Raw genomic sequence first — 20,131 nt, 5'->3', positions numbered from 1 at the left:
GCACGACCTCACATCCGGAAGAGACCGAAGCGCGGCCCTTTCGGGATCGGCGCATTCAGGCAGGCGAAAAGGGCAAGGCCCAGCACATCGCGCGTCTGGCGCGGGTCGATGATGCCGTCGTCCCACAGGCGGGCGGTGGCGTAATAGGGATTGCCCTCCGCCTCATAACCAGCCCGGATCGGCACTTTGAAGGCCTCCTCTTCTGCCGCGGGCCAGCTTTCGCCGCGTGCCTCCATCGCGTCACGGCGGATGGTCGCGAGCACTGAGGCGGCCTGTTCGCCGCCCATGACGCTGATGCGGCTGTTCGGCCAGGTGAAGAGGAAGCGCGGCCGATAGGCGCGGCCGCACATGCCGTAATTGCCGGCGCCGAAACTGCCGCCAATGATGACGGTGACTTTCGGCACGATCGCAGTCGCAACCGCAGTGACCAGCTTCGCCCCGTCCTTGGCGATGCCGCCGGCCTCATAACGGCCGCCGACCATGAAGCCGGAGATGTTTTGCAGGAACAGCAGCGGGACGCGGCGCTGGCAGGCGAGCTCGATGAAATGCGCCCCCTTCAGCGCACTCTCGGAAAAGAGCACGCCATTATTGGCGATGATGGCGACCGGCATGCCCCAGATGCGGGCAAAGCCGCAGACCAGCGTCGTGCCGTAGAGCGGCTTGAACTCATGCAGTTCCGAACCGTCGATGATACGGCCGATGACTTCGCGCACATCATAGGGCGAACGAACGTCCTCGGGGATGATGCCACCAAGATCTTGCGGATCGAGTTTCGGCGGGCGCGGGGCCTGAATGTCGATATCGACCGATTTTACGCTGTTGAGGCTGGCGACGATATCGCGGACGAGAAGCAGCGCATGCTCGTCGTTTTCGGCGACGTGATCGACGACACCGGAGCGGCGGCCATGGGTCTCGGCGCCGCCGAGTTCTTCGGCCGAAATGATCTCGCCGGTTGCAGCCTTCACCAATGGCGGGCCGGCAAGGAAGATCGTGCCCTGATTGCGCACGATGATCGTCTCGTCGGACATTGCAGGCACATAGGCGCCGCCGGCCGTGCAGCTTCCCATGACGCAGGCGATCTGCGGAATGCCTTCAGCCGACATCTGCGCCTGATTGTAGAAGATCGCTCCGAAATGATCGCGGTCGGGGAAGACCTCGGCCTGATGTGGAAGATTGGCACCGCCGCTATCGACCAGATAGATGCAAGGCAGCCGGTTCTGCATGGCGATTTCCTGCGCCCGCAGGTGCTTTTTCACCGTGAGGGGAAAATAAGCGCCGCCTTTGACCGTGGCGTCATTGGCAACGATCATCACCTCGCGGCCGCAAACGCGGCCGATGCCGGTGATGATGCCGGCCCCCGGCGCCTCGTCGCCATACATGCCGTTTGCAGCCAGCGTGCCGATTTCCAGAAACGGGCTACCGGCATCGAGCAACAGCTGAATGCGGTCGCGCGGCAGGAGCTTTCCCTTGCCGGTGTGGCGCTCACGCGCCGCCTGCGAACCGCCCTCGCGGGTTTTCGCCGAACGCTCATAGAGCTCGTCAATCAGGCTTCCGTTCTTGCTTGCATTGGCCTTGAAGGTTTCGCTGTCGCGATCGATGGCAGAGGAAATCACCGTCATGATGCGATGAGCTCCCGGCCGATCAGGTAGCGGCGGATTTCGTTGGTGCCGGCGCCGATGTCGTAGAGCTTGGCATCACGCAGGAAACGCTCGACCGGCCATTCCCTGGTATATCCCGCGCCGCCAAGCGCCTGGATAGCCTCCAGAGACACTTTCACGGCATTCTCGCTGGCAAAGAGGATGGCGGCTGCCGCATCCGAGCGTGTCGTGCGGCCGGCGTCGCAGGCCCGCGCCACGGAATAGACATAAGCGCGCGACGAATTCAGGGCGACATACATGTCGGCGATCTTGCCTTGCATCAGCTGGAAGTCGCCGATCGCCTTGCCGAACTGTTTGCGCTCCCGCACATAGGGCAGCACCACGTCGAGACAGGCCTGCATGATGCCGAGGGGGCCGGCGGCAAGCACTGCGCGCTCATAGTCGAGGCCCGACATCAGGATTTTTACGCCCTGGCCTTCCCGGCCCATTAGCGCTTCTGCCGGCACCTCGCAGTCCTGAAATACCAGCTCGGCCGTGTCGCTGCCGCGCATGCCGAGCTTGGAGAGTTTCTTCGAAACGCTGAATCCGGGCATGCCCTTTTCGATGATGAAGGCCGAAATGCCTTTCGGTCCGGCCATTGGATCAGTCTTGGCATAGACGACGAGCACATCGGCATGCGGCGCATTGGTGATCCAGAATTTCGTGCCGTTGAGGACGTAACGATCTCCCTTGCGCTCGGCCTTGAGCCGCATGGAAACGACATCCGAACCGGAGCCGGCTTCGGACATGGCAAGCGAGCCCACGTGTTCGCCGGAAATCAGCTTCGGCAGATAGCGGTGCTTCTGCTCAGGCGTTGCCCAGCGGCGGATCTGGTTGATGCAGAGATTGGAATGGGCGCCGTAGCTCAAGCCGACGGAGGCCGACGCGCGCGAGATTTCCTCCATGGCGACGACATGTTCGAGATAGCCGAGACCTGTACCACCGAACTCCTCCTCCACGGTAATGCCGTGCAGGCCAAGCGCGCCCATTTGCGGCCAGAGCTGGCGTGGAAATGTGTTGCTTTCGTCGATCTCCGCGGCCAGCGGAGCTATGGTGTCGGCGGCAAATCGCGCCGTCGCCTCGCGGATCGCGTCCGCGGTTTCGCCGAGCGAAAAATCAAACATGGCACTCCTCCCGCTGAAATATGTAGCGCGGGTTGCGCCCGGATCAAAGCTCCCTTGATCGAAGCCTATTCCCAACCTGCCGATTTTGTCTCCTCGCGCCGAAAAGCCTCGGGGCTCTTGCCCATCCATTTCCGGAAGGCGCGGAAGAAGGCGCTGGGTTCGGAGTAGCCAAGCTGCACGGCGATCTCGCCGATGGTCTTCGACGTGTTCATCAGCATGTCGACGGCGAGATCACGGCGGATATCGTCCTTGATGCCGGCATAGCTCTGGCCCTCGTCGTGCAGGCGGTGCCGCAGCGTCGAGGACGGCATGCGCATGTCGGCGGCGAGTAGTTGGAAGCTCGTCCATGCGGCGGGCGAGGTCTGTGAGAGGCGGCGGCGCACAGCGGCAGCGATGCCGGCATCGTAACGGTAACGCACGAGAATATTGGCTGGAGCGCCCCGCAGGAATTGCTTCAAGGCCTGTTCGCTGCGCGAAATCGGCAGATCGAGCAGAGAGCTGTCGAAGCCGAGCCGACTGATCGGTTGCGAGAAGCGCACCGGCGCGCCAAAGAAGAGCCGGTAATCAGCGCCCTGGCTCGGCTCCGGGCAACGGAAATCGACGAGGCGGATCGGGATGCGACGTCCGACCAGCCAGCAGATAATGCCATGCAGGATGATCCAATAAGTGCGATAGGCAAAGGCCGAACGCGGCTCGCCGGCGTCCCGAAGTTCGATCTGCGCGAGCCCATCACTGATGACGAGCGTACCGCGCGGATCGTCCAGAACGACATCGAGGAAGCGCAAGGCCCGCCGCAAGGCGTGGCCGAGAGTCGGCGCATGCAGTACACAATGGCAGAGCAGCGTGAAGCTGCCGCTGCGCATCGGCCGGGCGCCGATGCCGAAGAATTCGTCGTCGAGTTCTGCGGCAATTGCCAGCCACAATGCGCCATAGGTCTCGGCCGACACCGGCTGATCGATTGCCGGCGGGAGCCCGAGCTTGGCCAGAAGAGGCGCCACCGGTTTGCCGAGCCGGCGCAGGCTGTCGAGAGCTTCCTCGACAAACCCCGATGCGATCATACGTCGCTCGATTTCGGCCATAGCCGCTCCATCATGACATATTGAAAATGGCAAGACTGGCCGAAATAATGGGGCAGTTGCGTCATCGCTTGCAATAGGCCGAAGGAATAGAATCCGGTTTCGGCGGGCTCTGGAGGAGATATCTGCCGGGCAGGGAGGAACGATCCGTGCAGATCAGCGGCGCAAGTTTCATCGTCACCGGCGGCGGCTCCGGCCTCGGAGCAGCAACAGCACGCATGCTTATCGAAGCCGGCGGACGCGTGACGATCGCCGATCTCAACGTGGATGCAGGCGAGGCCGTCGCGCGCGAGCTCGGGCAGGATGTACGCTTCGTCCGGGCTGACGTGACCGATGATCAAGATGGCGGTGCAGCAATCGCCGCTGCAATGGATGCCTTCGGCACGCTTCGCGGGCTCATCAATTGTGCCGGTGTGGCGCCCGCCGAAAAGGTGATCGGCCGTGATGGCCCGCATCGGCTGGAAAGTTTTGCCCGCACCATTACCATCAATCTCATCGGCACCTTCAATATGATCCGGCTTGCTGCCGCTGCCATCCAGAATACTGAGCCGGATGCGGAAGGTGAGCGCGGTGTGATCATCAATACGTCTTCGGCGGCTGCTTTCGACGGGCAGATCGGTCAGGCCGCCTATGCTGCCTCCAAGGGCGGTGTCGCGGCAATGACGTTGCCGATCGCTCGCGAGCTTGCGCGTCATGGCATTCGTACCGTGTCGATTGCGCCCGGCATTTTCGAAACACCCATGATGGCAGGCATGCCGGCGGAAGTGCGGGAAGCGCTTGGAAAGAGCGTGCCTTTCCCGCCACGCCTCGGGCATCCGGCGGAGTTTGCCGCGCTGGTGCGCCATATCCTGGAAAACAGCATGCTGAACGGCGAGGTCATCCGCCTCGACGGGGCATTGCGCATGGGCGCGCGCTGAGCGTCTGGCCCGAAGGAGGACAAATGGCCCTGCAAGATCCCATCGTCATCGTCGGCGCCGCCCGCACGCCAATCGGCAGCTTTCAGGGCGAACTCAAGGATGCTGCAGCGCCAGAACTTGGCGCGGCAGCGATCCGCGCGGCCCTTGAGCGCAGCGGCGTTGCTGCCGATGCAGTCGAGGAAGTGGTCTTCGGTTGTGTATTGCCGGCCGGTCAGGGACAGGCGCCGGCCCGCCAAGCTGCGATCCATGCCGGACTGCCTTTTGCGACCGGCGCCAGCACCGTCAACAAGATGTGTGGTTCCGGCATGAAGGCGGTCATGATGGCTCATGATCTGATTGCTGCCGGCAGCGCTTCACTGGCGATCGCAGGCGGCATGGAAAGCATGACCAATGCGCCCTATCTCCTTGATCGTGCCCGTGCGGGTTACAGGCTCGGCCATGGGCGGGTCGTGGATCATATGTTCCTCGACGGGCTGGAGGATGCTTATGACAAGGGGCGCTTGATGGGCAGCTTCGCGGAGGATTGCGCCGAAGCCTATCAGTTTACGCGCGAGGCGCAGGACGCCTATGCGGTGACCTCGCTGACGCGGGCGCAGAAGGCGATTGCCGAAGGCTATTTTGACAGAGAAATCGTGCCCGTGACGGTGAAATCCGGCAAGGGCGAGCCGGTGGCAAGCCGTGACGAACAGCCGGGCAAGGCGAGGCCTGACAAGATCCCGACCCTGAAGCCGGCTTTCCGCGACGGCGGTACGGTCACGGCCGCCAATTCCAGTTCGATCTCTGATGGAGCAGCCGCGCTCGTGCTGATGCGTCGTTCGGAGGCGGACCGTCGCGGGCGGAAGCCGCTCGCCACCATTCTCGGTCATGCCACGCATTCGCAGGAACCTAGTCTCTTCGCCACCGCGCCGATCGGCGCCCTGCAGAAACTCTCTGACCGCACCGGCCTGCCGCTTTCCGAGGTTGATCTCTTTGAGATCAACGAGGCATTCGCCGTCGTTGCCATGGCGGCGATGCGCGACCTCGACCTGCCGCATGACAAGGTCAATGTGCATGGCGGCGCCTGTGCGCTCGGCCATCCGATCGGGGCTTCCGGCGCCCGTATTCTGGTGACGTTATTGGCGGCGCTGGAGCGTTATGACGTGAAGCGGGGTATGGCAGCACTTTGTATCGGCGGTGGCGAGGCGACCGCTGTTGCAATCGAGCGGCATTAGGGAAAGGGGAGGGCAGATGATCCTTTCCGAACTTCAGCAGCAAATCTGCGATCTGGCTCGTGATTTCGCTCGGGAGCGCCTGGCGCCCGGAGCGGCAAAACGCGACCGGGAATCTCTCTTCCCCCGTGAAGAACTGAAGGAAATGGGTGAACTCGGGCTTCTCGGCATGCTGGTGCCCGAGGCCTATGGCGGATCGGATACTGGTGTCATTGCCTATGCCGCGGCCCTCGAGGAGATAGCAGCCGGCGACGGTCCCTGCTCCACCATCATGAGCGTGCACAGTTCGGTCGGCTGCGTGCCCATCCTGAAATTTGGCAATGAGGAGCAGCGCCAACGTTTCCTGCCGAAGCTTGCCAGCGGCGAATGGATCGGCGGTTTTGCGCTGACCGAGCCACAGGCGGGCTCCGATGCCTCGAACCTCAGGGCGCGGGCGCGGCGCGACGGCGATCACTACGTGCTCGACGGCGCCAAGCAGTTCATCACCTCGGGCAAGAACGGACATGTTATCATCGTTTTTGCCGTTACTGATCCCGATGCCGGCAAGAAGGGCATCACCGCCTTCATCGTGCCGACCGATACGCCAGGTTACGAGGTGATACGGGTCGAGGAGAAGCTTGGCCTGCATTCCTCCGACACCTGCCAGATCGCCTTCAATGGCATGCGTATTCCAGCCGAGCTTCGGCTCGGCGAGGAGGGGGAAGGCTACCGGATCGCACTTGCCAATCTTGAGGGCGGGCGGATCGGTATTGCTGCGCAGGCCGTCGGCATGGCGAAGGCGGCCTTCGAGGCGGCACGCGATTATGCCCGCGAGCGCAGCGCCTTTGGCAAACCGATTGCCGAACATCAAGCGGTTGCCTTTCGGCTTGCCGATATGGCAACGCGCATCGAGGCGGCCCGGCAACTCGTTTTCCATGCTGCCTGGCTCCGGGAGGCCGGATTGCCATGTCTGTCGGAGGCTTCGATGGCCAAGCTCTTTGCCTCCGAAATGGCCGAACGTGTCTGCTCCGATGCGATCCAGATCCATGGTGGTTATGGCTACATGGCCGACTATCCGGTGGAGCGCATCTATCGCGACGTACGTATCTGCCAGATCTACGAGGGAACAAGCGACGTGCAGCGCATGGTGATTGCCCGCAACTTATAAGAACGAGGCCTGCTTCTGGAGGAGAGAGGCGGAGCCGATAAAGGGAGGAAAGAGACTACATGGTGGAATCTGCTCGTTTGAGCCTGCATGTCCCCGAACCTGCCGTCCGTCCGGGCGGCCAACCCGATTTTTCCAACGTCAAGATTGCAAAGGCCGGGGCCGTGCCCCGACCGGAGGTCGATGTTGCATCCGAGGATATCCGCGACCTCGCCTTTTCGATCATCCGTGTGCTCAATCGCGATGGGGAGGCCGTTGGCCCCTGGGCAGGGTTGCTGAGCGACGAGGAGTTGCTGACTGGGCTTCGCAACATGATGAAGCTTCGCGCCTTCGATGCCCGCATGCTGATGGCGCAGCGGCAGGGCAAGACCTCCTTCTACATGCAGCATCTCGGCGAGGAGGCCGTCAGCTGCGGCTTCCGCAAGGCGCTGCGGAAGGGCGACATGAACTTCCCGACCTACCGGCAGGCTGGCCTGCTCATTGCCGACGACTATCCGATGGTCGAGATGATGAACCAGATCTATTCGAACGAGAGCGATCCGCTGCACGGCCGGCAATTGCCCATCATGTACTCGTCCAAGGAACACGGCTTCTTTACGATCTCGGGCAATCTCGCCACGCAATATGTGCAGGCGGTTGGCTGGGCCATGGCTTCGGCGATCAAGAACGACAGCCGCATAGCGGCCGGCTGGATCGGCGACGGCTCGACGGCGGAATCGGACTTCCATTCGGCGCTGGTCTTTGCCTCCACCTACAAGGCACCGGTCATCCTCAACATCGTCAACAATCAGTGGGCGATCTCCACCTTCCAGGGCATTGCCCGCGGCGGCTCCGGCACCTTTGCCGCCCGGGGCCTCGGTTTCGGCATTCCGGCGCTGCGCGTCGATGGCAACGACTATCTCGCTGTTCACGCTGTCGCCCGCTGGGCGGCGGAGCGGGCACGCCGCAATCTCGGCCCGACGCTGATCGAATATGTCACCTATCGCGTCGGAGCCCACTCGACATCGGATGATCCAAGCGCCTACCGGCCGAAGACGGAATCCGAAGCCTGGCCGCTCGGCGATCCTGTCCTGCGGCTGAAGAAGCACCTGATCGTCAGGGGTGTCTGGTCGGATGCGCGCCATACCCAGGCCGAAGCGGAGATCATGGACGAGGTGGTCGAGGCGCAACGCCAAGCCGAGGCGCACGGTACGCTGCATGATGGCGGCAAACCTTCGGTGCGCGATATATTCGAGGGCGTCTATGCCGAGATGCCGCCGCACATTCGTCGTCAGCGGCAGAAGGCGGGGTACTGATATGGCCCGGATGACGATGATTGAGGCCGTGCGCAGCGCCATGGACGTCTCGATGGCGCGCGACGACAATGTCGTGGTCTTCGGTGAGGATGTCGGCTATTTCGGCGGCGTCTTCCGCTGCACGCAGGGCCTGCAGGCAAAATACGGCAAGACGCGCTGTTTCGACACGCCGATCAGCGAATCCGGTATCGTCGGCACGGCAATCGGCATGGCTGCCTATGGGCTGAAGCCCTGCGTCGAGATCCAGTTCGCCGACTACATGTATCCGGCTTACGATCAACTGACGCAGGAGGCGGCGCGTATCCGCTATCGTTCCAACGGCGATTTCACTTGCCCGATCGTCGTGCGCATGCCGACCGGCGGCGGCATCTTCGGCGGCCAGACGCACAGCCAGAGCCCGGAAGCGCTTTTCACCCATGTCTGCGGCCTGAAAGTGGTCGTGCCCTCCAATCCTCACGACGCCAAGGGCCTGCTGATATCAGCCATCGAGGATCCCGATCCCGTCATGTTCCTGGAGCCGAAGCGCCTCTATAACGGACCCTTCGACGGTCACCACGAAAGACCGGTGACACCATGGTCGAAGCATGATCTCGGCGAAGTGCCGGAGGGGCACTATACGATCCCGATCGGCAAGGCCGAGGTGCGGCGCGCGGGCTCGGCCGTGACTGTCGTCGCCTACGGCACAATGGTGCATGTGGCGCTTGCCGCTGCCGAGGATGCCGGCATCGACGCCGAGGTGATCGATCTCAGAAGCCTCCTGCCGCTTGATCTCGATACGATCGTCAAATCCGTCGCCAAGACCGGGCGCTGCGTCGTCATCCACGAAGCCACGCTGACCTCTGGTTTCGGGGCCGAGGTCGTGTCGCTGGTGCAGGAACATTGCTTCTATCAGCTCGAAGCCCCGGTCGTGCGCGTCGCCGGCTGGGACACGCCCTATCCGCATGCGCAGGAGTGGGATTATTTCCCTGGACCCGGCCGCGTCGGGCGGGCACTCGCCGAAGTCATGGAGGCCTGAGCCATGGGCGAATTCACCATCAAGATGCCCGATGTCGGCGAAGGCGTCGCCGAGGCCGAGCTCGTGGAATGGCATGTGAAGACAGGCGATCCGGTGCGTGAGGACATGGTGATCGCCGCGGTCATGACAGACAAGGCCACCGTCGAGATCCCATCGCCTGTCAGCGGCACGGTGACCTGGCTTGCCGGAGAGATCGGTGACCGCATCGCCGTCAAGGCGCCGCTCGTGCGCATCGAGACATCGGAGGAGATCGGCGCAACGAAGCTTGAAGCACCCTCGCAGCCGCTGCTTGCCGAGCCGGTGAAAGTGGAGGCGCTGAAACCCGCTCCGAAGCCGCCCGCACCCGCAACCCCATCCCCATCCTCACCTGCAGAAAAGCCGCTTGCCGCGCCATCCGTACGGCTCTTTGCGCGCGAGAGCGGCGTGGACCTGAGGCAAGTGCAAGGCACCGGGCCGGCCGGCCGTATCCTGCGCGAGGATGTCGAGCAGTTCCTGAACCAGGGTGCAGCGCCCGTTTCGGTGCGAGCCGGTTTGGCGAAGAAGACGGCGACCGAGGAGATCAAGCTGACCGGCCTTCGCCGCCGTATCGCAGAGAAGATGGCGCTCTCGACGTCGCGCATTCCCCACATCACCTATGTGGAGGAGGTGGATATGAGCGCGCTGGAGGAACTGCGCGCAACCATGAATACCGATCGCAAGGCCGATCATCCCAAGTTGACGGTGTTGCCCTTCCTGATGCGGGCTTTGGTCAAAGCGATCTCCGAGCAGCCCGATGTCAACGCCACCTTTGACGACGATGCCGGCATCATCACGCGCTATAGCGCGGTGCATATCGGCATCGCAACGCAGACCCCGGCGGGTCTGACCGTGCCTGTCGTGCGTCACGCCGAGGCGCGCGGCATCTTCGACTGCGCTATCGAAATGAACCGGTTGGCGGGCGCGGCTCGATCAGGCACGGCGACGCGCGACGAACTGTCGGGATCGACCATCACCATCAGCTCGCTCGGCGCGCTTGGCGGTATCGTCTCGACGCCGGTCATCAATCATCCGGAAGTGGCGATCATCGGCGTCAACAAGATTGCCACACGGCCGGTCTGGGACGGCACACAATTCGTGCCCCGCAAGATGATGAACCTCTCCTCCAGCTTCGATCACCGCATCATCGACGGCTGGGATGCGGCGAACTTCGTGCAGCGTATTCGCACGCTGCTCGAAACGCCGGCGCTCATTTTCATCGAAGGCTGAGCCATGAAAGAGATTGTCTGCAAGCTCCTCGTCATCGGTGCTGGCCCCGGTGGTTATGTCTGCGCCATCCGTGCCGGCCAGCTCGGTATCGATACCGTCATCGTCGAGGCCGGCAAGCCCGGTGGCACCTGCCTGACGGTCGGCTGTATTCCCTCCAAGGCACTTATTCATGCGGCAGAGGAATTCGATGCTGCGCAAAGCATGCTGGCGGGCAAGAACCCGATGGGTATCCACGTTGAAGACGCCTCCATTGACCTCGCCCGGACAGTCGCCTGGAAGGATGGCATTGTCGGCCGGCTGACCAGCGGTGTCTCCGGCCTCTTGCAGAGGGCACGGGTCAAGATCGTGCACGGTCGCGCGCACTTCCGGGACGGCAAGACCGTAGAGGTGGAGACGGAGACCGGCCAGCAGATCATCCGCGCCGAGACCGTGGTGATTGCGACAGGCTCCGATCCGGTGGAGCTCCCGAACCTGCCTTTTGGCGGCCGCGTCATCTCCTCGGCCGAGGCTCTGTCGTTGGGAGAGGTGCCGAAGAATCTCGTCGTCGTTGGCGGCGGCTATATCGGACTGGAGCTCGGGACAGCCTTTGCGAAGATGGGATCTCAGGTAACGGTGGTCGAGGCCACGCAGCAGGTGCTGCCACTTTATGACACGGACTTGGTGCGGCCTGTCATGCGCAAATTGACCGAGCGGGGAATTCGCGTGCTGACCGGTGCCAAGGCAATCGGCCTGTCCGATACCGGCGAAGGACTTGTCATAGAAATGCCCGACGGTCGGCAGCAGGCAGTTGCCGCGGACCGCATTCTCGTGACGGTCGGCCGCCGTCCGAGAACGGCGGGTTCGGGCCTTGAAGAGCTCGACCTCGATCGCGCCGGCCCTTATCTCAGGATCGATGATCGTTGCCGCACCTCCATGCGCGGCATCTATGCCATCGGCGATGTCACCGGCGAGCCGATGCTGGCGCATCGGGCCATGGCCCAAGGGGAGATGGTCGCGGAAATCGTTGCGGGCAGGAAACGCGCCTGGGACAAGCGCTGCATCCCGGCGATTTGTTTCACAGATCCGGAGATCGTCAGCGCCGGCCTGTCACCGGCGGAGGCGCGCGCTCAAGGCTATGATATCAGGACTGGCCAGTTTCCCTTCAGCGCCAATGGGCGGGCGATGACGATGCTTTCGGAAGAGGGGTTCGTGCGGGTGGTGGCAAGGGCAGATACCAATCTCGTGCTCGGCCTGCAGGCGGTGGGCGCAGGTGTCTCGGAACTTTCGGCCGCCTTTGCGCTCGCCATTGAAATGGGCGCCCGGCTGGAAGATGTCGCCGGCACGATTCATGCTCATCCAACCCGCAGCGAGGCGGTCATGGAAGCCGCACTCAAAGCCTTGGGGAACGCGCTGCATATGTGAGCTTACGTGCAAGCTATCCTACTGCGCCTTTGGCTCCGCGCCGGTCGAGCGCCTTTCTACGAGCTCCCCCGACAAGCGGATGATCGTCGCTGCCCGCAGCAGCGCCGACGTATCTCCCTCGATCATTTCAACGACGACCCGGACAATTTCGTCGACCGGCTGGCGAAAGGTGGTGAGGTTGTAATGCGGCCAGCCGGCCATCGGAATGTCATCGAAACCCGCAACGAAGATGTCGTCGGGAACGCGGCAGCCAGCTTCTTCCCGCAGCGCATCGATGCCGCCGATTGCCAGGATGTCGTTGGCGAAGAAAATCGCGTCGGTGCTCTTCTTGGCCGCGATTTCGAGTGCGGCCCTGTGGCCGGCATAATAGCTGTATTCCTGTCCTTCGATCCGGGCGCTCAGCGTCATGCCAAGCTCCGCAATCCGCGTGACGAAACCGTTCTGCCGTTCACGGTTGGTGGTCGTGTGGCTGAGGCCGGCGACATAGGCGACCCTGCGAGCGCCCTGCAGATAGAAATGATCGGCCAGCGCCCGGGCACCCTCGACATTGTTGCAGGCAACACAGCTGAGGTTGGTATCTTCGATGACGCGGTTGATCAGGATGGCAGGACGGCCTTCCGTTGCCCAGCTCAATGTAGAACCCGAGAGGATCGTGGCAGAAATGACGATGACGGCGTCCACGTTATAGCGGCGCAGCGCCGAAAGCTGCTCCTCGAGGTTGGAGCCCTTGGTGATGTTGAAGAGAAGGCTCTGCAGGCCGATGCGCTGCAGCGACCGGGAGAGTTTCTCGATCAGGCCCGGATAGAAGGGGTTCTGCATATCGGAGACGACGATGCCGATGATGTTCGTCCGGCTCTTCGACAGCATGCTGGCGATTGCGTTCGGCTGATAGTCAACCTCAGCCGCATATTTCAGGATCCGCTCACGCAGATCCGCCGCGATGCTCGCGCCCGGGGTAAATGCGCGCGAGACGGCCGACTGGCTTACGCCGAGCATACGTGCCAATTCACGAGCCGTCATCGGCTTGCGGCTCAGCGCTTCACCGGACGGCTCCCCTTGCAAGGACGGTGATCCCTGTTTGCGCATGATCCATTTCCCCGGTTGCCAATCCCTATCTTCCTATCCTTGTTGCATTCGGATGCAACAATTTCAACCGCTTCCTGCGCATGGCTGCCGATTCTTCCTTTGATAGCTTTTCGCTTTCGAAAAGAGATGAATGCGTGCGTTGCAGTAGCAGAAAATCGCATGAAATAAGGAGATATCCGGCTTTCTTATATTGGATATCCAGAAACCGGTATTTTTGCAAATTTTGACATAAAACCTGTTCCGATTCCAATTCAATCGCTGTGTTGCATACGGATGCAAATTGGAAGATGCTTCTCTCAACAACAACACCGGCGCTGAAAACGTCTGTTCTCCGAGGGAATGCCAGTGGGTACGATCATCAAGTCCGTCGAAGCTTTTCAGGTGAAGTGGGAGCCCAACGAGCCGCCGGGCCGCCGCACGGCTTTCGTGCGGGTGACGACTGAAGACGGCATCGTCGGGCACGGCGAGGCCTCGCCGATGATGGGGGGCGAACACTCGCTCGGCGTCGTCAGGGATTTTGCGGCCTCGCTCGTCGGTGCCGATGCGCTCGACCAGGCGGTCCTCTACGACCGTTTGCTGCATAAATATGTGAAGCTTGGCCCGGAAGGCGCCGTCACCGGTGCGCTTGCCGCTCTCGATATCGCCCTCTGGGACATCAAGGGCAAGCACTTCAATCAGCCCGTCTACAAGCTGCTTGGCGGTGCCTGGCGCACGGAACTGCCTTTCTATGCCTCGATTGGCAACAATGCCGGCCGCACCGTCGATGAAACGGTTCGCGTGGTCGAGCAGCGCTGGAGGGCCGAAAAGCCCGCGGCGATCAAGATCCGCTGGGATGGTGACCGCACGCGCCAGGACTACGACATTCCGGGCGACATCGCCAAGGCCAAGGCCGTGCGTAAGCTGGTGGGCGACGACTTCCCGCTCGCCTTCGACGCCAATAACCAATATTCCGTCGGCGGCGCTATCCGCGTTGGGCGTGCGCTCGAAGAGCTCGGCTATATCTGGTTCGAAGAACCGGTCCAGCACTATAACGTCCGTGCCATGGGGGAGGTCGCCCAGCGCCTCGACATCACGGTTTCGGCTGCCGAGCAGTCCTATACGACGCAGGCCGTCGTCGACATGATCAATGCGGGCGTGCGCATGGTGCAGCCTGACATCGTCAAGATGGGCGGCATCACCGGCCTCATGCAGTGCGCTGCGATCTGCTTTGCCCATGGTGTCGAACTGGTTCCGCACCAGACGCAGCCGACCATTGCTCATGTGGCAAACCTGCATGTGCTTGCGACGCTGATGCACAACACCAAGCCCGCCGAATTTTCCGATCCGTCGACGCGCATGCATGTCGGCTTCGCCAATCCGCCGATTCCGGAAGACGGCAAGTTCAAGGTGCCGTCCGGCCCGGGTCTTGGCCTGACCGTCAACGATGCCGAGCTCGACAAGCGGCGAAGCTGAATATTCTGACACATGGGAGGAAATGACATGAACTTGAGAAGACGCCAATTTCTGGAATTGAGCGCAGCCACAGCTGCAATGAGCATGCTTGGCCCCGCTCTCGCCCGTGCGGCGAGCGATCCCGATACGATCCGCATCGGCATTGCCGCTAACGGCCCGCGCACCAGCGATCCGAACTACACGACGCAGGGCGGCGACAACTGGGCGACCGAGCAGATGTACGAACAGCTCGTTCGCCCGGATGACGGCACGTTCGCGACGACGCCGGACCAGTATCGGCCCACGCTTGCAATCGAATGGTCTGCCTCGTCGGATGCCAAGACCTGGACCTTCAAACTCCGTCAGGGCGTGCAGTTCCACAAGGGTTTTGGTGAAATGACGTCCGAAGACGTCGTCTTCTCCTTCAAGCGCGCCATGGCCGACGGCACGAACAAGCCGATCCTGTCGAATATCGCCGATGTCGTCGCTACCGGTCCCTATGAGGTCGTCATCACGCTGAAGAATTCCGACGTGAACCTGCTGGGTACGTCGATCTTCCTCAACAACACCGCGGTCGTGTCCAAGAAAGCTGTCGATCAGATGGGTGCGGAGAAGTTCAAGACCGATGCGGTCGGCACCGGTCCCTACGAACTCACCCGCTTTGACAGCAAGTGGGGCACGGCACTGAAGCGCCATGAAGGTTATTGGGGCGAAAAGGCGAAGGTCGCCAAGGTCGAATCCGTCTACATCGCCGACACGACGGCGCGCACGCTGGCGCTGCTGGCAGGTGATGTCGATATGATCGAAGCCGTCCGCGCGCCGGGCTGGGTCGACTCCATGTTGCAGCGCGACTCGACCCTGCAGTTCGACATGACGTCGCCGGGTTCGTTCAACACGCTGCATATCAACCTCAAACGCAAGCCCTTCGACAATATCAAGGTGCGTCAGGCGATCATGTATGCTGTCGATCGCCATGCGGTTGCCGAGGCCATGAAGCCGATGGGGGGCTTTACCGCCGACCTGCAACCCGAGTCTTTCCCGGGTGGCTTCAAGACCGAAGATTTGCCGCCCGATCTTCAGTACAATTACGATCCGGAGAAGGCAAAGGCTCTGCTCGCCGAAGCCGGTTTCCCTGATGGCTTCGACTTCGACAGCAATGTCAGCCAGCGCGAGGACTATGCATCGATCATGTTGATCGTACAGGAGCAACTGCGTGCTGTCGGCATGCGCATGAACCTGCACATCGGCGATCACACCGCCTATCACGCTGACAATCAGCACGACAAGAATACGCTCGCCCTGCATTCGTCCAGCTACCCGCCGATCCCGACCCAGCTTTACGTTCAGCAGCTTTCGACGAAAGCGGAAGTCAAGCCGGACGGAACGGGCGGCATTAATTACAGCCACTACGGCGTAGCCATGCCCGGTATCGACGACCTGCTTGCCAAGGCGCTGCAGGCGACCGATTACAAGGCCTATGTCGACTATTGCAGGCAGATCGAACTTCAGGTCCTGCGTGATCTGCCGCTGATTGGCATGTCGACGCTCTCCTTCACAGTCGCCCGCAACGCACGCCTTGACCTCGGCTACAAGGTACAGAGCGGCTATGCGCGCTGGCGCTTCCATCACGCCACCAAGAAGGCCTGATCACAGGTCGTGATGAATACGAGTGAATGACCATGGCTAGATATTTTCTCCTCCGGCTGGCGGATGCCATTCCGACAATCTGGCTGGTGCTAACGCTCGTGTTCACCGCGATGCGTATCCTGCCTGGCGATCCGGCGATCGCCGCTCTGGGAGACATGGCTCTCCCGGAGCAGCTGGCAGCCTTCCGTCATAAGATGGGGCTCGATGTGCCGCTCTGGCAGCAATACATCAACTTCCTCATCGGCGTGCTCAGCCTCGATTTCGGCCAGTCCTATATGAACGACGAGCCGGTGCTGAACCTGATCGCCGCCAATCTTCCCTACACGATCGAACTCACCGTTGCGGCGATGATCATCGGCGTCGGTGCGGGTGTGCCCTTCGGCGTGCTGGCCGCAACCCACCGCGACCGGCTGCCGGATTCCGGCATGCGTGTTTTCTCGCTGCTCGGTTATGCCATTCCGGATTTCTATCTCGGCGCACTGCTGCTGATCGGCTTTGCGCTGAACCTCGGCTGGTTCCCGATTAATGGTGGTGGCGATGGTTTCATGGACCGCATGTACCATATCGTCCTTCCGGCGCTGACGCTCGCACTGGTAAAGGCCGCTTTCATCGGCCGGCTGACGCGAACCGCACTTCTGGAAACGCTCGGCAAGGATTATGTCCGCACCGCTCGCGCCAAGGGTGCCCGCGAACCACGCGTCATCTACCGGCACGGTCTGCGTAATGCGTTGCTGCCGCTCTCGACCGGTATGGGCTTGAGCCTGCTTGCCACGCTCTCCGGCTCGGTCGCCGTCGAGCTGGTCTTCAACAGGCCTGGTCTCGGACGCCTCCTCATACAGGCGATCAACGAGCGTGATTACGGCATCATTCAGGGCGGCGTTGTTGTCTTCGCGCTTCTCGTCCTTTTGATCAATCTGGTGATGGATCTTCTCTATATCGTCATCGATCCTCGCATCCGGGTGAAATCATGAGCACCATCACTCAAACGTCAGGGTCACCTTTGCAGGCCTCTGAGCAGCCCATGATGGCTCCCGCGCCCGGCCTGCTGTCGCTTCTGTCCAGAACCCTGCTGCGACGACCATCGGCTATCTTCGCGCTGACAATCGCGCTCATCTTCCTTCTGGTCGCGCTTTTCGCCCCGTGGCTCGCGCCCTATGATCCGTTGGCGCAGAGCATCCTCTCGATCAACAAGGCTCCATCGGCCGCGCACTGGTTGGGTACGGACCAGTTCGGGCGCGATGTCCTCTCGCGCATGATCCACGGTTCGCGCAATTCGCTGCTCTTCGGCCTGATCTCGCCTGCGCTGGCCGCGCTGTTTGGCACCGCGCTCGGCGTAACCGCCGGCTATTTCGGCGGGCTGGTCGATCGCATCATCAGCCGCCTCATCGATCTGTTGCTTGCCTTCCCGGAACTGCTGCTGGCAATCATGATTGCGGCCGTGCTCGGCGGCGCCTTCTGGAACATCATCGCCGTCATCACCGTCGCCTTCATTCCCGGTTTTGCCCGTGTGGCGCGCGCCTCGACGCTTTCTGTGAAACAGGAACCCTATGTAGAAGCCGCAATTGCCGTTGGCGTGCGCACGCCCGTCATCATCTTTCGGCACATCATTCCGAACATTGCGGCACCAATCGTCGTGCTGATGACGCTCTGGGTCGCCTCGGCCATTCGTCTTGAGGCGTCGCTGAGCTTCCTCGGTATCGGCACCCGTGCCCCCAATCCGAGCTGGGGCAATATCATCCGTGACGGCCTCAATAATCTCTTCGGTTCGCCCTGGCCGATCATTGCTGCCGGTTTTGCCATCACCTGCGTGGTGTTGTCCTTCAACCTGATCGGCGATGCGGTGCGTGACATGCTGGATCCGGAGACGAGCCAATGACGTCGAAATCACAGAGCCCGCTGCTCAAGGTCGAGAACCTCGCCGTCGAGTTCGGCCATAAGGATGCGCCGATTCGCGTTGTGAACGGCGTTTCTTTCGAAATCGAGGCTGGCGGTTCGGTCGGCATTGTCGGCGAATCCGGTTCGGGCAAGTCGATCACGTCACTCGCAATCATGGGGCTGATCCCAAACCCTCCCGGCCGTATCGCTCAGGGTCGCATCGAGCTGGAAGGCGTCAACCTCCTCGATCTGCCGAAAACGAAATTGCCCGAGATTCGCGGCCGAGACATCGCGATGATCTTTCAGGAGCCGATGAGCTCGCTGAACCCGGTGATGACGATCGGCGACCAGATCGGCGAAGCGATCAAGCTGCATGAGAAGATGAGCCGCGGAGAGCGCCGCGCCCGCATCATCGAACTTCTGAAGCTCGTCGGCATCCCCAATCCGGAAGGGCGTCTCGATGCCTATCCGCACCAGTTTTCCGGCGGCATGCGCCAGCGCGTGATGATCGCCATGGCGGTCGCCTGCAATCCGAAGCTCTTGATTGCCGACGAACCGACGACGGCACTCGACGTCACCATCCAGGCCCAGGTCCTCGACCTGATGGCGAGGGTGAGAAAAACGCTGAACACCGCCGTGCTGCTGATCTCGCATGATCTTGGCGTCATCGCCGAGGTCTGCGACCGGGTGATCGTCATGTATGCCGGCCGTGTCGTCGAGGATGCGGATGTCCGCTCGATCTTCAGCACTCCCAGCCATCCCTATACCCGCGGTTTGCTGCAATCCATTCCGCGTCTCGATGACGATCGGAAGCGCCTCTACCAGATCCCCGGTTCCGTGCCGCTCGCCGGCACGATCAAGCAGGGCTGTCCCTTCTATACCCGCTGCAGCGACCGGATCGACAAATGCGCGGCCGAGATGCCGCCCATCTTCACCGTTTCAGAACGCCACAAGGCGGCTTGCTGGGTCACCGCCGGAGCAACAGCATGACAGAGATGAGCAGCGTCGACGACCTGTTGACCGTCCGCAATCTTGGCAAGACCTTTCCTGATGCGAGCGGGCTTTCCTTTGGTTCTTCTTCGGGCGGTGTGCGCGCCGTGGACGGCGCGTCTTTTTCCGTCAAGCCGGGAGAAACGCTGGCGCTCGTCGGTGAATCCGGTTGCGGCAAGTCTACGCTCGGCCGTCTTCTGTTGCGGCTGATCCAGCCGACCGATGGCGAGGTGCTCTTCGAGGGCCGCGATATCACCGCCCTCAATGCTGCCGAAATGCGCATGATGCGCGCCAAGATGCAGATGGTCTTCCAGGACCCCTATGGATCGCTCAGCCCGCGCCGTTCGATTGCGCAGATCATTTCCGAACCGCTCGAAGTCTTTGGGCTGGCGAGATCTTCGAGAGAACGGCGCGAGCGCGTGGCGGAACTGCTGGTGCAGGTCGGTCTGTCGCCGAGTTTCATGGACCGTTATCCGCGTCAGTTTTCCGGCGGCCAGCGCCAGCGCATCGGCATTGCCCGCGCCATCTCGGTCAACCCCCAGTTCATCGTCGCCGACGAGCCAGTCTCTGCGCTCGATGTCTCCGTGCAGGCGCAGATCGTCAACCTCTTGCAGGATCTGCAGGCCGAGCGAAAATTCTCCTACCTCTTCATTGCCCACGATCTCGCGGTCGTGCGGCATATCGCAGACCGTGTGGCGGTGATGTATCTCGGCAGGATCGTCGAGATCGGACCGAAGAAATCGGTCTATGCCCTGCCGCAGCATCCCTATACACAGGCGCTGCTGTCGGCTGCTCCCGAGCCCGATCCGGATCGCAAGGCGAACCGCATCGTACTGCAGGGCGACGTGCCGAGCCCGTCCCGCGTCCCGCCGGGCTGCAGCTTCCACACCCGCTGTCCGATTGCAAAGGACATCTGCAAGGTCGATCGGCCGTTGCTTCGCGAAGTCTCGCCCAACCAGTTCTCGGCCTGTCATTTCGCCACACCCAATCCGCTGACGCAGGCAGGGTAAAACGATCGGCCTTCAGTGCACCAGGCCCGC

17 protein-coding genes are annotated in these 20,131 nt (G+C 61.9%); 13 read left to right on the top strand and 4 right to left on the bottom strand.

The window, feature by feature from the left end:
- Positions 1–8: 8 nt before the first annotated feature.
- The 3 genes from ACK9YZ_RS28325 to ACK9YZ_RS28315 all read right to left on the bottom strand — a co-directional run bounded on the left by ACK9YZ_RS28325 (position 9) and on the right by ACK9YZ_RS28315 (position 3,840).
- On the bottom strand, positions 9–1,619 hold the full coding sequence (locus tag ACK9YZ_RS28325) for a carboxyl transferase domain-containing protein (protein WP_416066921.1): 1,611 nt from the start codon (positions 1,617–1,619) through the stop codon (positions 9–11).
- Positions 1,616–2,761 carry an isovaleryl-CoA dehydrogenase gene (locus tag ACK9YZ_RS28320; RefSeq protein WP_416066920.1) on the bottom strand — a complete coding sequence of 382 codons (1,146 nt, stop codon included), beginning with the start codon at positions 2,759–2,761 and terminating at the stop codon, positions 1,616–1,618. Before ACK9YZ_RS28320 ends, ACK9YZ_RS28325 begins: the two co-directional genes overlap by 4 nt.
- A 65-nt stretch (positions 2,762–2,826) precedes the next feature.
- Positions 2,827–3,840 (bottom strand): AraC family transcriptional regulator, encoded by a 1,014-nt coding sequence (locus ACK9YZ_RS28315; RefSeq protein ID WP_416066919.1) that lies wholly within the window; start codon positions 3,838–3,840, stop codon positions 2,827–2,829.
- Between the two features lie 146 nt (positions 3,841–3,986).
- Between ACK9YZ_RS28315 and ACK9YZ_RS28310 the strand changes: the two genes are divergently transcribed.
- The 7 genes from ACK9YZ_RS28310 to lpdA are packed head-to-tail and all read left to right on the top strand — an operon-like array spanning position 3,987 to position 12,062.
- Positions 3,987–4,754 carry a 3-hydroxyacyl-CoA dehydrogenase gene (locus ACK9YZ_RS28310; RefSeq protein ID WP_416066918.1) on the top strand — a complete coding sequence of 256 codons (768 nt, stop codon included), beginning with the start codon at positions 3,987–3,989 and terminating at the stop codon, positions 4,752–4,754.
- 23 nt (positions 4,755–4,777) lie between these two features.
- Positions 4,778–5,965, top strand: a complete 1,188-nt coding sequence (locus ACK9YZ_RS28305) for an acetyl-CoA C-acyltransferase (protein WP_416066917.1) — start codon at positions 4,778–4,780, stop codon at positions 5,963–5,965.
- Positions 5,966–5,981: 16 nt separating this feature from the next.
- The gene (locus tag ACK9YZ_RS28300; protein WP_416066916.1) at positions 5,982–7,109 is read left to right on the top strand and encodes an acyl-CoA dehydrogenase family protein; all 1,128 of its coding nucleotides are present in this window, start codon (positions 5,982–5,984) and stop codon (positions 7,107–7,109) included.
- Positions 7,110–7,168: 59 nt separating this feature from the next.
- Positions 7,169–8,401 (top strand): 3-methyl-2-oxobutanoate dehydrogenase (2-methylpropanoyl-transferring) subunit alpha, encoded by a 1,233-nt coding sequence (locus ACK9YZ_RS28295; RefSeq protein ID WP_416066915.1) that lies wholly within the window; start codon positions 7,169–7,171, stop codon positions 8,399–8,401.
- Position 8,402: 1 nt separating this feature from the next.
- Positions 8,403–9,416: an alpha-ketoacid dehydrogenase subunit beta gene (locus tag ACK9YZ_RS28290; protein WP_416066914.1), complete on the top strand. Its 1,014-nt coding sequence runs from the start codon at positions 8,403–8,405 to the stop codon at positions 9,414–9,416.
- A gap of 3 nt (positions 9,417–9,419) precedes the next feature.
- Positions 9,420–10,661, top strand: a complete 1,242-nt coding sequence (locus ACK9YZ_RS28285; protein ID WP_416066913.1) for a dihydrolipoamide acetyltransferase family protein — start codon at positions 9,420–9,422, stop codon at positions 10,659–10,661.
- Between the two features lie 3 nt (positions 10,662–10,664).
- Positions 10,665–12,062, top strand: a complete 1,398-nt coding sequence (gene lpdA / locus ACK9YZ_RS28280) for a dihydrolipoyl dehydrogenase (RefSeq protein ID WP_416066912.1) — start codon at positions 10,665–10,667, stop codon at positions 12,060–12,062.
- Positions 12,063–12,080: 18 nt separating this feature from the next.
- Here lpdA and ACK9YZ_RS28275 read toward each other — a convergent pair whose 3' ends face one another.
- Complete coding sequence (locus tag ACK9YZ_RS28275) at positions 12,081–13,148, bottom strand: LacI family DNA-binding transcriptional regulator (protein ID WP_416066911.1); 1,068 nt, start codon at positions 13,146–13,148, stop codon at positions 12,081–12,083.
- Between the two features lie 345 nt (positions 13,149–13,493).
- On the opposite strand from ACK9YZ_RS28275, the gene ACK9YZ_RS28270 reads away from it, so the two are divergent.
- The 6 genes from ACK9YZ_RS28270 to ACK9YZ_RS28245 are packed head-to-tail and all read left to right on the top strand — an operon-like array spanning position 13,494 to position 20,101.
- The gene (locus tag ACK9YZ_RS28270; protein WP_416066910.1) at positions 13,494–14,600 is read left to right on the top strand and encodes a mandelate racemase/muconate lactonizing enzyme family protein; all 1,107 of its coding nucleotides are present in this window, start codon (positions 13,494–13,496) and stop codon (positions 14,598–14,600) included.
- Between the two features lie 27 nt (positions 14,601–14,627).
- Positions 14,628–16,226: an ABC transporter substrate-binding protein gene (locus ACK9YZ_RS28265; RefSeq protein ID WP_416066909.1), complete on the top strand. Its 1,599-nt coding sequence runs from the start codon at positions 14,628–14,630 to the stop codon at positions 16,224–16,226.
- A gap of 32 nt (positions 16,227–16,258) precedes the next feature.
- The gene (locus ACK9YZ_RS28260) at positions 16,259–17,197 is read left to right on the top strand and encodes an ABC transporter permease (RefSeq protein ID WP_416066908.1); all 939 of its coding nucleotides are present in this window, start codon (positions 16,259–16,261) and stop codon (positions 17,195–17,197) included.
- Between the two features lie 50 nt (positions 17,198–17,247).
- A complete protein-coding gene (locus ACK9YZ_RS28255; RefSeq protein WP_216760379.1) occupies positions 17,248–18,102 on the top strand; it encodes an ABC transporter permease in 855 nt (284 codons plus the stop codon).
- Complete coding sequence (locus ACK9YZ_RS28250) at positions 18,099–19,091, top strand: ABC transporter ATP-binding protein (protein WP_416066907.1); 993 nt, start codon at positions 18,099–18,101, stop codon at positions 19,089–19,091. Before ACK9YZ_RS28255 ends, ACK9YZ_RS28250 begins: the two co-directional genes overlap by 4 nt.
- A complete protein-coding gene (locus ACK9YZ_RS28245; protein WP_216760381.1) occupies positions 19,088–20,101 on the top strand; it encodes an ABC transporter ATP-binding protein in 1,014 nt (337 codons plus the stop codon). Before ACK9YZ_RS28250 ends, ACK9YZ_RS28245 begins: the two co-directional genes overlap by 4 nt.
- Positions 20,102–20,131: the final 30 nt, after the last annotated feature.

It is taken from the genome of Rhizobium sp. ZK1 (genome assembly GCF_047782645.1).
In the GTDB taxonomy this organism is placed as follows: Bacteria; Pseudomonadota; Alphaproteobacteria; order Rhizobiales; family Rhizobiaceae; genus Rhizobium.
The sequence above is the reverse complement of the archived record's forward strand: the minus strand, read 5'-3'. Positions and strand labels throughout refer to the sequence as shown.